Raw genomic sequence first — 14,551 nt, forward strand, 5'->3', positions numbered from 1 at the left:
GAGGCGGCGACTGACAACGGACGAGGCATCAGCGGACGAGGTGCAGCGGCACTGCGGTTCGGGGTTCCCGGCACGACAGCCGACCGTTACGCTGTGCCACGCACCGAGCGCGAGCCCATGCGGGGGGACCATGACAGAGGGGCTGACCGAGGGGATCCCACGTCAAGGTCCTTCCCGATTAGAGACGTTGACCATGGGGGGCGCCGGCCACAAAGGCGACTTCGGCGAGCAGTTCGTACAGGCCTTGGCCATCACCGCGAACCTTGATGTATCCCCCAAACCGTGGCGCGACCGACGGGGGATCGACTGGGAGTTGACGTACCCAGGGCGACTGGGCGCCCGGCGGCACCCCCGGATCGTCGCCCAGGTGAAGTGCTGGACGCCGAACGAGCCGCAGAACGAAGACAGTTGGCGTTACCCCCTCAGAGTGCACAACTTCAACCTGCTTTCCGGCCGCGACTGGTACGAGCCGCGCTTCCTCTTTCTGGTCGTCGTCCCCAAGGACGAGGCGGAGTGGGTCGATGTCACCCCGGAGAGACTGCTGCTGCGCCAGGCCGCGTACTGGGCTTGCTTCCATGACGACCCGCCGCTGACCCACCTCAAAGCGGACACCCAGCGCAAGGTCCCCGTGCCCAAGGCGAACCTGCTGACCGTCCCGGCCCTGCACCGCCTGTTCGGCCAGGAGTTCCGCCACAAACTGGGGATGTCATGACCCTCATCTCCGAAGCCGAGTTCGACCAGGCCGCCGAACTCCACCCGCGCCACCTCCAGCGCTATCTGCGCTCCCGGGGCTGGACCTTCGTCGACGACTACGGGCGAGGTCAGCTGTGGGAGCTTGCTGCCGCTAGTGTGCGGGGCGAGCCGTACGAGGTGATGGTCCCGTTGGACCGTCGGCCTCGCGACTACCCCGACCGCGTCTGCGATCTGCTGGAAGCCCTGGCCGCCGTAGAGTCCCGCCGACCTGGCGAGGTACTGCGTGAGATGGCCCTGCCGCCCGCCGACTGGCAGTATCTGCGGCTCCTCCCACCCGGACCGTCCGGCACTGCGCCCCTCGTCGACCTGGTGCCCGCCCTCACCGGCCTGAAGGACCTGATGACAGCCGCCGCAGCGGCGGCCTGTGCGCCCGAGCCACAGCCCGTCCAACCCGCACAGAAGCCACAGCGGGTAAAGGACTTCGTCGCGTCGGTTCGGCTTGACCAGACACGGGTGGGCAGCTACGTCCTCGCCGCCCACACCCCCCTGCCCGAGCCGTCGACGCAAGGGGTCCTTCCCTTCGACGACTCCGCCGAGGGCGCCGCCCGGGAACCCTTCGAGCGGCTGGTCTCCCGCCGCCTGTACGCGGCCACCTGGTGCGCCTACCAGGCCGCGGAGCGCACGATCCGTGAAGACACCCTGGACGACTTCGCCCAGTACGCCGCCGTGGGCCTCTCCGCCAATCTGTGCGAGGCACTGGTTCGGATCGCTGGCGACGAAGCACGCGGCTACGAGCTGAGCTTCGCCTGGGCCGCCGAACTGCCGGTAGGGCACGAGACCCCGTCGGTAGCCGTCACCCGCCCGCTGCTGCGTGCCTTGGAGGCGGGCGCCCAGGATCTGCGGGCGCGCTTGAGCCAGCGGGGCGTCGCCGTCCGCGGCAACGTGGTGCGCCTCGACCGCACCCCCACCGCCGGCCCCGGCGAGGTCACCGTCCTGGGCAGCGCCGAGGGAGAGGAGGACCGCCGCCCCCGCCGCTACCGCGTGGTGCTGCAACAGCGCGATTACGCGCAGGCGGCCAGCGCCCATCAGCGGGGACTTGAGGTCACGGTCCGTGGCGACCTGGTCGTTCGCGGCGGACACGCCCGGCTGGACCCGGTCACGGGGTTCGAGACGCGGCAGGCAGCGGACTGATCCCGCCACATGCCTATGGCTGTTCGGTGGGCTTGAGCTGGTCCTCGGCGAACAGGTTTTCGGCGTTGGTGGTGGTGATCGCGCGGTCGAACCAGCGGTTGAGGGTGTCGAGGTCGGTGCAGCTGGTGATCAGCAGCCGCGCGCTGGCGGAAACGGAGATACCACGTCGTTCCAGCAGATGGAGGATCGACTCGGTGAGGGCTTTTGCCTTGCCCGCGGCTTCACCTTCGGCTTTCCCTTCGGCTTTCCCTTCAAGGTAGTACTCTTCGACGATCGTGCCTTGGCCGGGGAAGTAGTTGCGCATCAGTTGCCTCCACGTGTGTCGCGCCAGGGTGTCGCCCAGGCCGATGTCCAGCATCTGGATGAAGTACGTGCGGTCGTCCTGGTCGAGGGAGCCCATAGCGTGCGCCAGCGCTTCCAGTATGGGGTCCTCGTCACCGTTCGGACCGTGTAGCAGGGCGCAGAAGGCGGCCAGCGTCGGGTTCTGGGCAGCCTCGTCCCAATCGACGATCACCGGGACATTGCCGGGACCGATGACCAGCGGATGTGTGCTGAGCGCGGTCCAGTCGTTCACGCCGCATCTGAAAGGTCCTGCGGCCCACTCCGCGGTGGCCTGGTCCCGGCACACGACCAGGAGCAGAGCGGGCCTTCTGTACTTGGCTTGCAGATGGGCCAGGTAGTACGTCCAGCTCGCTGCCTTGGCCGGATCGCGCCGCCCCTGTGCCTCGATGGCGAGCACAAAGTCGTCTTCGGGCGACTGGATCCGGAGCACGGTGTCCACGCGTCGCTCCAGCGGCCGGATTTCTGTGACGTCGGGCGTCACCACCTCAACGGCTGCCTTCTCGGCCACCGGCACGTTCAGGATACGGAAGACCGAAGCCAGCAGTTCCGGCCTGTCTTGGAAGACCCGGTGAGTGACTTCATGTGGTGAAGTGACCATGTGACGGACGCTATGGAACGAGTGTGGCGCTTGGACTGATTTCCGTGGAGCGTTCACTCGTTCTAGGTGGCGGTTGAAGCCTGAAGTTGACCTGCATGCCTGGGTGTTCAGAACGTGAGGGGGAGTTCGGCCCAGATCGTTTTGCAGGGGGCTGGGCCTGGGATGACGCCCCAACGGGTGGCAAAGGCGGCGACGAGGAGAAGGCCGCGGCCGGACTCCTCCTCCGGACCGGGGCTGTGGTGCGGTGCGGGGAGGCGTTCGGGGCGGGCGTCGATCACCTCGATACGCAGGGTTTCCGCGGTGGCGGTGAGCGTCAGACGAAAGTCGCGGCCCGGTACGCGGGCGTGCAGCGCGGCGTTGGCGGCGAGTTCGGCGACCACCAGAGCGGCACCCTCCAACGGCAGGCCCCAGCAGCGGAGTTGCTCGGTGGCGACGAGGCGCGCGAGGCGGGCGCCTTTGCGGGTGGCGGAGAGCTGAACGCTGAACGTGCGGGCGGGGGGTGCTTCGGCGGCCCCAGGGTGGGTGATTTCTCGGTTCACGTCACTCAGCGTGGCCGGGCGTGTCTACGCTGACCAGTGACAGCGCTTGTACGGAAGGTGATCTGTGCGGCGGCTGTTCCGGCCTGTCCGGCTGGTACGCCGTGCCCTTCCGGACGCGGGTGGCGTTGCACACGGACACGTCGGGAGGTGGGTGTCGCCATGGGGACGAACGGCGGCGGCGCGGGCGCTGGCACAGGGAGCGGTGGCTACACGACGGACGGTGCGGACGGGCCGGGGTGGGACCCGGGAGAGGAGGACGACTCCGGCCCCATGGTGAAGGCCCTCGGCCGCCAGCTCAAGATGTGGCGGGAGTCGGCGGGGCTACGGCAGGCCGAGTTCGGGGCGCAGATCGGGTACGGTGCGGACATGGTCGCGGCGGTGGAGGGCGGGCGGCGCATCCCCAAGCCGGAGTACCTGGAGGCGGCGGACCGGGTGCTGGGGGCGGGCGGCCGGATCGAGGCGATGCAGCGGGACCTGGAGGAGGCGCGGTACCCGAAGAAGGTTCGGGATCTGAAGAAGTTGGAGGCGGAGGCGGTCGAGCTGTGTGTCTACAGCAACCACACGATCCATGCGCTGCTACAAACCGAGGAGTACACGCGTGCACTGTTCGGTATGCGGCGCCCGCTGCACCCCGAGGAAGTCATCGAACGGAACGTCGCGGGCCGGATGGCGAGGCAGGAGATCCTCGACAGGTCGAAGCATGTGCCGGTCTTCAGCTTCGTGCAAGAAGAGGTGACGCTGAGCCGCCCGCTCGGGGGCAGAATGGTGAAGCGGCAGCAGCTCGAACGGCTGTTGGAAGTAGGCCAGTTCCGGAACGTTGAGATTCAGGTGATGCCTACGGACCGGGAGGATCATGCGGGACTGGCTGGCGGGTTCCGCTTGTTCAAGCTCCATGGAGGCAAGACCTTTGGGTACAGCGAGGGACAGCACATCACCCGCCTGATCACCGAGCACAGAGAGGTGCAGTCCCTGGAGATGCAGTATGGGATCATCCGGGCGCAGGCTCTCACGCCTCAGGAGTCGCTGGCCTTCATCGAGAAACTGCTGGGAGAGACATGACCCGCATACCCTCTGCCGGAGACGGCTCCGCGCGGTGGTTCAAGAGCAGCTACAGCACTAACGAGCACGGGTCCGATTGTGTCGAGGTCGCACTCGTGCCAGGCGCCATCCATGTTCGGGACTCGAAGGACCCCCACGGGCCGCAGCTCATGTTCACACCGGAGGCTTGGGCTCGCTTCGTGGCCTTCGCGTCCGAGCGCTGACCTCTAACCATCCGCGCCCCGCACCCGGTTGGCTCGGGGGCGGGGCGCGATGCCGTTAGAAGAGGGCACCTGGCGGGCTGAACAGCCCGTCTTGGAAGGCCCCTTGCTCCTCCCTGGGCTTCGGTACCTTCGGCTTTGCCTTCGTGGCGGTCCTCTTCTTGGCCTTTGAGGAATGCAGCCCGGCTTCCTGTTCCTGCTTGTAGCGAGCGTGGTTCAACTCCAGCAGCCGATCTAGGACTTCGGTCTGGGCGGTGGGGTCGATGGTGAACCGCTTGCCCTGCCGGGTCTCCTGGAAGCCGTGCTTCAGGGTGAGGTCGCTCCACTCGTACGCCTCGGCGACGGCCTCGTCCACCTCGATGTGCGCCTCGCGGAGGGCTTGGATGTCGGCGGCTTGCTCGGACTCGTTGTGCACGAGGTTGTAGAGCTTGGTCAGACCGATGTTTCGGGCGGCCATCAGCTCCCGCTGGGCGCTCTCCAGATCGGAACCCGCGGCGGCGAGGCGGCTGGTTTCCTCGGGGAGCGCGAAGGTGTCGAACACATCTGAGGGCGAGTAGCGTAGGTCCCCCTTCAGGCTAGACCCCCATTGAACAGCCCAAAGGTAGTGAAAAGAACTGGTCAAGAAGGCCAAGCGTGCCAGTGAATCAGTTGCAAATATCACTGTTGCTTCGCTGATGACCTGATCCGCCCTGCAGCGGACGTGCATGGCAGTACTGCTGACGCGAGCAATCACGATCACCTGCTCAAGGTCGGCGATTGCCTCGTACAACTGCGGCGCCCTCTCCGCGTATTGCCACCAACGTTGCCGTCTGGCTGCGCGCTTGTTGAGCGCCCGCACCGGTTTGACCTCCCGCTCCACGATCGCGAACACGTCCTCATACGTGGCCGCCTTCTCCTCCGACCAGTCGTGGAAGTTGATGACCCACCGGCTCGCCGAGCAGTCCGGGCGGGAATTCAGGTCCTCACCGTTGAGATACGGGAACAGCACGTCCTTGTTGCGCGGGTCCTTCGCGATCAGGGCCCGCGCCTCCTCCGGCTGGACGATGAAGCCCTTCCCCAGTACATACGACCCGATGTAGGACTGTCCCGCATTGGCCGCCAACCGAAACGGCTTCCCCGTAACCCGTGACTGCGGGTCCAGCCCCGGCGTTATGCCGCGCACCTCGTCCCCGTCCAGCACCGGTGTCTCCGCCTTGCCCGGACGGCCCCCGAGCCACAGCAGTGAGACCTCCAACGCGGCTGAGCCCGGCCACGGTTGGGACTTGATCGCGCGGTAGACCTTCCACCCGGCTGCCGTCGCCCGGTCGAGGCCGACCTCCCGGGTATCCCCTTGCGCGATGGTGTTGGTTGCGATGATGCCCGTCCGCCGCCCCGGCGCCAGCATGAGGTTCCGTAGCAGGAAGTACGCGCACAGGTCGGCGCTGCCGCGCGTTCCGCCTCCTATCCGGTTGACCAGGTACTCGCGGTAGTCCGTCCCCAGGTTCCCCGTGAGCTTCTGGCCCCCGCTGAACGGCGGATTCCCCACGACCGCGTCGAACCCCGCCGCACCGCCCACGCCCATGATCTCCGGGAACTCCAGCGGCCAGTGCAGTGGCCTTATGGCTTCCGTCCGCGAAGGGCCCCGTAACCAGCCGTCCACGATCTCCCGGGCCCCAACGTCAGCGGTAGAGCCTTCGCCTTCCTCCATGGCGGTGGCGACCAGCCCGGCGACCGCCGCCAACCGGTTCTCGTACGCCGCGGTCTTCGCGTCCTCCTTCGCCGTGCGGAAGGAGGCGCGCCTGCCGCCCACGTTCCGCTCGCCGGTCAGGTCCTCCGCCTCCGCGTCGGAGATGCCCTCGGCCGCGAGCGCCGCGCCCACGACCGCGTCGGCCGCCAGGCGGAGCCGTTCGGTCAGGGACTCGGCCTCGCGTAGCTTCGCCGCCTTGGCGCGGACCTCGCGGATGTCGTTGACCGGGGTGGCCTCGATCTGCCGCCGCAGGTCGGCCGCCTGCGACAGCAGCGATTCGGTCGCCTCCAGTGCCCGTGACACCTCGTCGCTCAACTGCCGTGCGCCGGAGTCGAAGTGGAACGCCCGGATCTGCTCGACGTCCAGGACTCCGACCAGCGAGTCACCGCAGCGCAGGGCGTGGTCAAGGAAGGAGAACGGCCGCCCCTTCGCCAGCGTCACCAACCACAGGGAGAGTTTGGCCAGCTCCACGGCCATCGGATCCCGGTCCACCCCGTACAGGCAGCGGTCGGCGACCAGCCGCCGGGCCACCCGCAGCAGCTCGTCCCGGTCGTCCTCGGCCACGTCGCGCCGGATGGTGTCCGGCAGGCCGTCGCGTACCCATGCCTCGACGACCCGGTCGGCGAGGTAGCGGCAGGCGGAGACGAGGAAGGCGCCGGATCCCATCGCGGGGTCCAGGACGCGCAGGCGCAGCAGCTCATCCGCTGACTTCGCCTTCCACACGCCTTGTTCGGCGCCTTCTTGCGGACCGGGGGAGTAGCAGAGCGGCGCGAGGGTGTGCTCGACGACCTCCTCCGCCAGTTCCTTCGGCGTGTAGTGGGTACCGGTGTTGCGGCGGTCGCCGGAGCGGACCATGACCACGGAACCGGCCGGGAAGACCATCGGCTGGCCGCGCAGGTCGTCGCGGACCAGACCGGCGAACGGGGCGACGCGGGCGGCCAGGGCCTCGTCGTTGTCGCAGGCGGCGTCGAGATCGGCGGTGACCGCGCCCGCGCCGGAGGCTTCCAGGGCGCGGCGGATCTGGAGCGGGGTGGCGCCGGTGGCCTCTTTCAACTCCCTTTCCAGCGTGCCTGCGTGGCTCCACTCCTCCAGGTGGGGAAGTTCCAGTACGGCCTCGTACTTGCCCACCAGCCCCAGGTACGGCTCCCCGGCCCGGACGCAGCTGTACTCCAGCAGGCCTTCGTAGACGTGGCCGATCTGTTCGACGTCGAGGCCCTTGTACGAGAGTGCCTCGCGGCCCTTGCCCTTGCGGCGCAGGGTCAGCAGTGCGTCCAGGATCTCGTAGACGACCCGGTCGGTGACCTTCGCCTCGGCGAGCCAGGGGAAGCGGGTCGGGTCGAAGAGTGAGCCGCCGTAGGCCGGGATCCACAGCTCGTCGTGGAGGCAGCCGCCGTGGATCGCGGCGAAGAGGGCGAGCAGACGCGGCCATGCAGCGGCTCGGCGGTCGCCCAACTCGCCGCCGTGCAAGGCACGTTCGGCCTCCAGAGCGGCGTGGAGCGGGCCGACGGCGTAGGAGTCGGCGTAGAGGGGGTCGTCGGCGGGTAGGAGTCGCTGCTCTTCCGCGTAGAGGAGGAAGACCAGGCGCATCATCACGGTCAGCGCGCTCTCGTAGAGGCGCTTGCCCTCGACGTCGGCCAGCAGTGTGCGGCCCGCCTCGCGGTCGAGGCGGGAGAGTTCGGCGACCAGCAGGGCGACCGCCTCGCGGACCTGCCTGCCGAGGGTGTCGGTGACCTCGGACTGCTGCTCGACGGTGCGGGCGAAGAGCGCGGCGAGCGAGGTGGTGTGGGCGCCCTGCGCGTCGCGGGGCGGGAGCGCGGCCCGGCGGGCGTGGAGGAGGGTGGCGAACGACCGTAACAGCAGGGGTTCTTCGAGCCACAGGTCCGCGTCGAAGACGGCGAGGGTGGTGGCCTCCTTGGGGCGGGCGTGCACCAGGGCCCATTCGCGGCCGTTGCTGAGCAGGGCGAGCGGGACGCCGCGCCAGCGCGCGAGGTCCGCCGCCCGGTCGACCAGCGAGGCGGTCTCGCCCTTGGCGCGGGTCAGCGACTCGTCCCACTTGGCCCGGAAGTACAGGACGCGTGTCACCGGCCCGTCCTGGCTGGGGCCGATGAGTACGGCGTCCGGGGTGTCGGCCGCGCCGCGCAGCGAGACGGGGAGGGCGGCGCCCTCTCGCAGACCCGGGGTCCAGCCCAGCAGTTCGCCGAGGACCAGCCGCTCCCAGCTGTGGGCGAGGAGGGCCGGGTCCTCCTGGACCTCCGCCCAGGCCTGTCGGACGCGGGACCTGGTCTGGTCGGGCACGGTGTCGAGGCCCTGCGGGAAGACCTCGGTGAGCAGCGGCAGCGCGACGAACGGGCCGTCGGGGCGGAGCAGCCGCAGCCACTCCTCGTGCTGTTCGGCGGGGGTGGGGATGTGGCCCTTGCCGGGTAGACGACGGGACAGGGCGCCGGGGCCGGGGCGGCGGTCGGGCGACGGGCGGGCCATCAGGGGTGGTCTCCTCGGGCGAGAGCGGACGGGACGAGGAAGGTGACGGCGACCGGGAACCAGCGCGGGGTGGGGTCGGCCCAGCGGCGGCGCAACGCTGCGGTTTCCGACTCGACGAGGGCGGGGACGGCACGCACCCGTTCGTGAAGCGCCTCGCGGTCGGCGCGCAGCTGGCGGCGCTCGTCGTCAATCTCGAAGAGCGAGGCCTGCTCCCAGTAGCCGTGGTCGTCGAGGCGGGCGCGGATGGAGCGCTCCAGCTCGGCGAGGACGTTCGTCACGCCCTCGACCTCCTCTTCGCACCGTTTGGCGAGCAGGGTCTGGAGGCTGCGGAACCGGGTGTTGGCACGGGTGCGCAGCGCACGCGAGAGACGGTCCTCCAACTCCGGCCAGCGTTCGGCGAGTCGGTGCCGTATCTCCTCGGCGGGCGGCTCGTCGGTGGCGGCGGCCAGCCAGGCGTCCACCTCGTCCTGACGGGCGGTCGACAAGGTTCCGGCGGTGATGGCGCCGCCTGCGGTGATGATCTCCTCGTGGAGCCGGGCCCCGCCCCTGCCGGAGATCACCACCCGACCGTGGGCGACCACGGCGGGAGTACGGAGCAGGTCGCCGGGGACCACCCGGGCGGTGACCCGGCTCAGCCGCGCCTCCCTGCCGCCGGACCACAGCTCGGCGCGGAGCAGCCGCAGGCACATCTGGACCAGTCGGTGGCCGAGGTGGAGCAGGACGACGTCGGTACGGCCGCGCGCCGCCAACTCGTCGAACACCACGGGGCGTTCGTCTCCGGTGAGCGGATGGCGTAACCCCTCGTTGCGGGCGTGGGCCCAGGCACCGGGGAGCTCGGGGAGGCGGAAGCAGCGGGCGGCGCCGTTCGACCCCGGGTCGGGGACCGGTAGCAGATCCTTGCGGTGGGCCAGCTGTAGCGCGGCGCGGACGACCTGTTCGACGGTCTCGGGGGTGAGGTGGAGGGCGTCGCGGCTGCCCGCCAGTTCGGCGACGAGTTTCTCCAGTTCGCGGGCGAGGTCGCGGTCGACCTTCAGGACCGCCTTGCCGGAGCGCTTGCGTATCTCCGTGTCGGCGGTGGTCCAGTCGGAGCGGCGGCCCAGCATCTTCTGCTCGACCTGCGCGGCGATCACCTCGCCTGCACTGCCCAGGTCCTCGCGGATCTGCTCGGTCTTGCGGGCGGCAACGGCGAGGAAGTGGAGTTCGTCCTCAAGGGTGCCGTCGGCGTGGTCGGAGTCGGTACCGGAAGCGTCGAAGCCCTGCCAGCCTTCGGGCACGAAGTGGTAGACGTCCACCTGGTCGGCGCGCTGTCCGTGACGGTCGACACGGCCGTTGCGCTGCTCCAGCCGGTTGGGGTTCCACGGGATCTCCCAGTGGAGGAGGCGGTGGCAGTGGGCCTGCAGGTTGATGCCCTCGCTGGCGGCGTCAGTGGCGAGCAGGATACGGACGGGGGAGAGGGCAGGATCCTCCTGGAAGACCGTCTTGACGTGCTCGCGTTCATCCTGCCGCTGGCCGCCGTAGAGTTCCGCGATCCGCTCCCTCGGGTACCCCGCGGCGATGAGCCGTTCCAGCAGCCAGCGCTGGGTGTCGCGGTACTCGGTGAAGACGATGACCCGGTCCGGATTCCACTCGCCCTTCGGACCTTCCGGGCAGGCGATCCCGTCGAGCCATTCGCGGAAGGCGGTGAACTTCGCGTCCGGGCGATGGGACGCCTTGCGGGCCCAGACGGACAGCTCCCTGAGCCGAGTGTGTTCTTCGGCGTCGAGCGGGCGCGACGCCTCTCGTACGGCGGTGAGGGCGCGCTCGGCAGCCTCTGCGTGCTCGTCGTCGCTCTCGGCGGTCTCCTCGACCTGGTCGATCAGCGGGCGGAGCACCTTCTCGCTGGCAGCGGGTTGCCGGGTGGCGGGCTGCTGCCGGGTCATCGTCTCCAGGTGGACATCGACGGTTTCGGCAAAGGCCTTCGGCGAGGACAGGAACCGCTTCTTCAACAGCGTGGTCACGAACTCGCCGGCAGCGCGCTCGGCGCGGCTGGCGGCGCCGTCGCGACGGGAGCGGGCATAGGCGGTCAGACTCTCGTAGGCCGCCCGCGCCTCATCGGTGTACCGCACCTCAAGCGCGTGCGGGACGCGCTTGGGGAAGCGCGGCTTGCCGTCCCAGCCAGGGGGCAGCTCGGACTTCAGGCGGCGCACCATCACCCGTCGCAGCTGCTCGTCCGAGGGCTTCACACCGCGGGCGAAGCGGTGGTCGTCGAGGAGCTCCAGCAGCGCGGTGAAGGATTCCAGGAAGCCGTTGTGGGGAGTGGCGGAGAGGAAGAGGCGGTGCTCGCAGTGCGGAGCGAGGGCCCGGATCGCCTTGGTGCGCTGCGAGTCGACGGCGTACCTGCCGGTGCCCGAGGGGGCGCAGGTGTGGACTTCGTCCACGACCAGTAGGTCGAAGGCCCGGGGGTACTCCGGTACGTGGGGAAGTACCTCGCGGAGCATCCGCAGTGGGCGCTCCCGTTTCAGCCAGTCCACCGAGACGATCAGCCGTGGAAAGTGCGTCCAGGGATTGGCGTACAGGCCCCTGGAGCGTCGCAGTTCGCGCAGGAGCGCGCTGTCGACGATACGGAAGTCCAGGCCGAACTTGTCCCGCATCTCGTCGCGCCACTGGAGGGTGAGTCCGGCGGGGCAGACGATCAGCATGCTGCGGGCCCGGTGGCGGAGCATGAGTTCCTGCATGACCAGGCCCGCCTCGACCGTCTTGCCGAGGCCGACGTCGTCGGCGATGAGCAGGTTGGTGCGGGGCATGGACAACGCGCGGACCACCGGGTCGAGCTGGTATTCCTGGATCTCCACGCCGGAACGGAAGGGGGCCTGGAGGGCGGTCCGGTCGGCCGAGGCGATGGCACCCCAGCGGACCGCGTCGAGGAAGGCGTCGAGCCGGTCCGGAGCATCGAACCCGGCGGCGGGGGTGGGCAGCGCGTACTGGTCGTGGACGAAAGGCGACTGTTCGAGCTCCCACACCACACGCAGTTCCTCATCGCGTGCGTCGTCTTCGACGGAGACCAAGGTCACCAGATGAGACGGTACGCCCTGCGCGGCGCGTGCAGGATCTTCTGCGGCGACGGAGGAGCGGGTCACCTCCGTGACCACCCACTGGCGGTTCCTTACTGTGACGAGTTGCCCGGGGGTGGGGCTCGTAGACTCGGCTTCGGCCTGTCCGGTGTCCTCTGCTAAGTGGATGGTCACGCTCGCCCCCATGTTCGGTCACACGCTGCCGCAGCTTGGTGCCGCAGTGTCACGCTGTCCGCGTAGCTTACGGCGCTGGGCGCCCGCGGATCGGGGCTTGACCGAGAAAAGAATTTCTTATGCCAACCCCAGGTGGGAGCGTCAACCCGCCCCGCCCCGATTGGCCATAGCGCCTAGCGGTATGGCACACTTGCCAGGTTGCTCGGTTGAGTGCCGATGCTGCGCGCCTCCCGTCGGGAGGACTGGAAGCGAGTCCCGCAGTACTCGTCGCCCCTTGTCAGGGGCGGAAGTACGGGAATCTTCCGGGAAGCGTCAGCGCGGGGCTCGCCAGGCGCCCGGTGGATGTCTTTCCCCCAACTCCCTCGAATCGGGGATCCCCCATGGGGATTTCTATGAGAGGGAGTGCGACACGCCCGACCGCGTGGGTCGGGGAAGTCGCAGGGAAAGCGCCAGACATCGGGTCCCAGAGCGTTACGAGAGACAGGACTACGGAGTAGCCATGGCGGGACAGAAGATCCGCATCCGGCTCAAGGCCTACGACCACGAGGTCATCGACTCCTCGGCGAAGAAGATCGTCGAGACGGTGACCCGTACTGGTGCGCAGGTCGCAGGCCCGGTGCCGCTGCCCACTGAGAAGAACGTGTACTGCGTCATCAAGTCGCCGCACAAGTACAAGGACTCGCGCGAGCACTTCGAGATGCGTACGCACAAGCGCCTCATCGACATCCTCGACCCCACGCCGAAGACGGTTGACTCGCTGATGCGTCTCGACCTGCCGGCCGGCGTCGACATCGAGATCAAGCTCTGAGGTGACGCGCGAGATGGCTAAGCAGATTAAGGGCGTCCTGGGCGAGAAGCTCGGCATGACCCAGGTCTGGGACGAGAACAACCGTGTCGTCCCGGTGACCGTGGTCAAGGCCGGGCCCTGTGTCGTTACCCAGGTCCGCACCGCTGACACCGACGGCTACGAGGCCGTGCAGATCGCCTTCGGCGAGATCGACCCGCGCAAGGTGAACAAGCCCCTCAAGGGCCACTTCGCCAAGGCCGAGGTGACCCCGCGCCGCCACCTGGTGGAGCTGCGTACCGCTGACGCCAGCGAGTACGCGCTCGGCCAGGAGATCACCGCCGAGGTGTTCGAGGCCGGCGTCAAGGTCGACGTCACCGGCAAGAGCAAGGGCAAGGGCTTCGCCGGTGTCATGAAGCGCCACAACTTCCGTGGCCTCGGCGCCGGGCACGGCACCCAGCGCAAGCACCGCTCGCCCGGTTCCATCGGTGGCTGCGCCACCCCGGGCCGTGTGTTCAAGGGTCTGCGCATGGCAGGCCGTATGGGCAACGAGCGGGTCACCACCCAGAACCTGACCGTCCACGCCGTTGACGCGGAGAAGGGCCTGCTGCTCATCAAGGGCGCGGTTCCTGGTCCGAACGGCGGCCTCGTCCTGGTCCGTACCGCGGCCAAGGGGGCCTGAGGTAACCGATGAGCACCATTGACATCCTTTCGCCGGCAGGCGACAAGGCCGGGACCGTCGAGCTCCCCGCGGAGATCTTCGACGCCAAGGTCAGCATTCCGCTGATCCACCAGGTCGTTGTCGCGCAGCTGGCCGCTGCCCGTCAGGGCACGCACAAGACCAAGACCCGCGGCGAGGTCCGCGGCGGTGGCAAGAAGCCGTACCGCCAGAAGGGCACCGGCCGCGCCCGTCAGGGTTCGACCCGCGCTCCGCAGTTCGCCGGCGGTGGCGTCGTGCACGGCCCCGTGCCGCGCGACTACTCGCAGCGGACCCCGAAGAAGATGGTCAAGGCCGCCCTGCGTGGCGCCCTGACCGACCGCGCGCGTCACAACCGCATCCACGTCGTGTCCGGCGTCGTCGAGGGCTCCGCCCCGTCGACCAAGTCGGCCAAGACGCTGCTGGGCAAGATCAGCGACCGTAAGAATGTCCTGCTGGTCGTCGAGCGCGCTGACGAGGCCGCCTGGCTGTCCGCCCGCAACCTGCCCCAGGTCCACATCCTGGAGGCCGGCCAGCTGAACACGTACGACGTGCTCGTCTCGGACGACGTGGTCTTCACGAAGGACGCCTTCGACCGCTTCATCGGTAACGGCGCCGCTGAGACTGAAGGGAGCGCCGCCTGATGAGCGAGAGCACCGCCGTCCAGGCAAACGCGGCCACCAGCAAGACCTTCACGGACCTCCGTGACGTGCTGCTCAAGCCGGTGGTTTCGGAGAAGAGCTACGCGCTGCTCGACGAGAACAAGTACACGTTCATCGTCGCGCCCGGCGCCAACAAGACCCAGATCAAGCAGGCCGTCGAGTCGGTCTTCTCGGTCAAGGTCACCGGGGTCAACACGATCAACCGGCAGGGTAAGCGCAAGCGCACCAAGACCGGTTTCGGCAAGCGCAAGGACACCAAGCGCGCCATCGTGACCCTCGCTGAGGGCGACCGTATCGACATCTTCGGCGGCCCGGTCTCCTAACGGAGTCTGAGTCGTCCAGAAGTCCGGAATTTTCC

Annotated in this window: 12 protein-coding genes; 8 read left to right on the forward strand and 4 right to left on the reverse strand. The window is 68.7% G+C overall.

Annotated elements, in window-relative coordinates; genetic code table 11:
* Positions 1–193 precede the first annotated feature (193 nt).
* Both P2L57_RS28470 and P2L57_RS28475 read left to right on the forward strand, forming a co-directional pair.
* On the forward strand, positions 194–712 hold the full coding sequence (locus P2L57_RS28470) for a DUF4365 domain-containing protein (RefSeq protein ID WP_275819177.1): 519 nt from the start codon (positions 194–196) through the stop codon (positions 710–712).
* A complete protein-coding gene (locus P2L57_RS28475) occupies positions 709–1,884 on the forward strand; it encodes a hypothetical protein (protein ID WP_275819179.1) in 1,176 nt (391 codons plus the stop codon). Before P2L57_RS28470 ends, P2L57_RS28475 begins: the two co-directional genes overlap by 4 nt.
* A gap of 13 nt (positions 1,885–1,897) precedes the next feature.
* Here the strand turns inward: P2L57_RS28475 and P2L57_RS28480 are convergent, their stop codons facing one another.
* On the reverse strand, positions 1,898–2,740 hold the full coding sequence (locus tag P2L57_RS28480; RefSeq protein ID WP_308292523.1) for an RpnC/YadD family protein: 843 nt from the start codon (positions 2,738–2,740) through the stop codon (positions 1,898–1,900).
* A 191-nt stretch (positions 2,741–2,931) separates the two neighbouring features.
* Entirely contained in the window at positions 2,932–3,363 is a 432-nt protein-coding gene (locus P2L57_RS28485; protein WP_275819183.1) for an ATP-binding protein, read from the reverse strand.
* 159 nt (positions 3,364–3,522) lie between these two features.
* Here P2L57_RS28485 and P2L57_RS28490 point away from each other — a divergent pair, with 159 nt between their 5' ends.
* A complete protein-coding gene (locus P2L57_RS28490; protein ID WP_372515966.1) occupies positions 3,523–4,422 on the forward strand; it encodes a helix-turn-helix domain-containing protein in 900 nt (299 codons plus the stop codon).
* Complete coding sequence (locus P2L57_RS28495) at positions 4,419–4,625, forward strand: DUF397 domain-containing protein (protein ID WP_275819185.1); 207 nt, start codon at positions 4,419–4,421, stop codon at positions 4,623–4,625. The genes P2L57_RS28490 and P2L57_RS28495 overlap by 4 nt, the downstream gene beginning before the upstream one ends.
* 55 nt (positions 4,626–4,680) lie before the next feature.
* Here P2L57_RS28495 and P2L57_RS28500 read toward each other — a convergent pair whose 3' ends face one another.
* Both P2L57_RS28500 and drmD read right to left on the reverse strand, forming a co-directional pair.
* Positions 4,681–8,826, reverse strand: coding sequence for an Eco57I restriction-modification methylase domain-containing protein (locus P2L57_RS28500; protein WP_275819187.1), 4,146 nt, complete (start codon positions 8,824–8,826; stop codon positions 4,681–4,683).
* The gene (gene drmD, locus P2L57_RS28505; protein ID WP_275819189.1) at positions 8,826–11,954 is read right to left on the reverse strand and encodes a DISARM system SNF2-like helicase DrmD; all 3,129 of its coding nucleotides are present in this window, start codon (positions 11,952–11,954) and stop codon (positions 8,826–8,828) included. The genes P2L57_RS28500 and drmD overlap by 1 nt, the downstream gene beginning before the upstream one ends.
* A gap of 595 nt (positions 11,955–12,549) precedes the next feature.
* On the opposite strand from drmD, the gene rpsJ reads away from it, so the two are divergent.
* From rpsJ to rplW, 4 genes are read left to right on the forward strand one after another with little or no spacing between them, the layout of a single operon-like run.
* Positions 12,550–12,858, forward strand: coding sequence for a 30S ribosomal protein S10 (rpsJ, locus tag P2L57_RS28510; protein ID WP_014144312.1), 309 nt, complete (start codon positions 12,550–12,552; stop codon positions 12,856–12,858).
* A gap of 13 nt (positions 12,859–12,871) precedes the next feature.
* Entirely contained in the window at positions 12,872–13,516 is a 645-nt protein-coding gene (gene rplC / locus P2L57_RS28515) for a 50S ribosomal protein L3 (protein WP_275819194.1), read from the forward strand.
* 8 nt (positions 13,517–13,524) lie between these two features.
* Positions 13,525–14,175 carry a 50S ribosomal protein L4 gene (gene rplD, locus P2L57_RS28520; RefSeq protein WP_275819196.1) on the forward strand — a complete coding sequence of 217 codons (651 nt, stop codon included), beginning with the start codon at positions 13,525–13,527 and terminating at the stop codon, positions 14,173–14,175.
* On the forward strand, positions 14,175–14,516 hold the full coding sequence (gene rplW / locus P2L57_RS28525; protein ID WP_275819198.1) for a 50S ribosomal protein L23: 342 nt from the start codon (positions 14,175–14,177) through the stop codon (positions 14,514–14,516). The genes rplD and rplW overlap by 1 nt, the downstream gene beginning before the upstream one ends.
* The last annotated feature ends 35 nt before the right edge of the window (positions 14,517–14,551 follow it).

This window comes from Streptantibioticus ferralitis (genome assembly GCF_029223525.1).
Lineage (GTDB): Bacteria > Actinomycetota > Actinomycetes > Streptomycetales > Streptomycetaceae > Streptantibioticus_A > Streptantibioticus_A ferralitis.

Coding starts and splice junctions, on each gene's coding strand:
- P2L57_RS28470 (WP_275819177.1), top strand. CDS start 194: ATGGGGGGCGCCGGCCACAAAGGCGACTTCGGCGAGCAGTTCGTACAG.
- P2L57_RS28475 (WP_275819179.1), top strand. CDS start 709: ATGACCCTCATCTCCGAAGCCGAGTTCGACCAGGCCGCCGAACTCCAC.
- P2L57_RS28490 (WP_372515966.1), top strand. CDS start 3,523: ATGGGGACGAACGGCGGCGGCGCGGGCGCTGGCACAGGGAGCGGTGGC.
- P2L57_RS28495 (WP_275819185.1), top strand. CDS start 4,419: ATGACCCGCATACCCTCTGCCGGAGACGGCTCCGCGCGGTGGTTCAAG.
- P2L57_RS28500 (WP_275819187.1), bottom strand. CDS start 8,826: ATGGCCCGCCCGTCGCCCGACCGCCGCCCCGGCCCCGGCGCCCTGTCC.
- rpsJ (WP_014144312.1), top strand. CDS start 12,550: ATGGCGGGACAGAAGATCCGCATCCGGCTCAAGGCCTACGACCACGAG.
- rplC (WP_275819194.1), top strand. CDS start 12,872: ATGGCTAAGCAGATTAAGGGCGTCCTGGGCGAGAAGCTCGGCATGACC.
- rplD (WP_275819196.1), top strand. CDS start 13,525: ATGAGCACCATTGACATCCTTTCGCCGGCAGGCGACAAGGCCGGGACC.
- rplW (WP_275819198.1), top strand. CDS start 14,175: ATGAGCGAGAGCACCGCCGTCCAGGCAAACGCGGCCACCAGCAAGACC.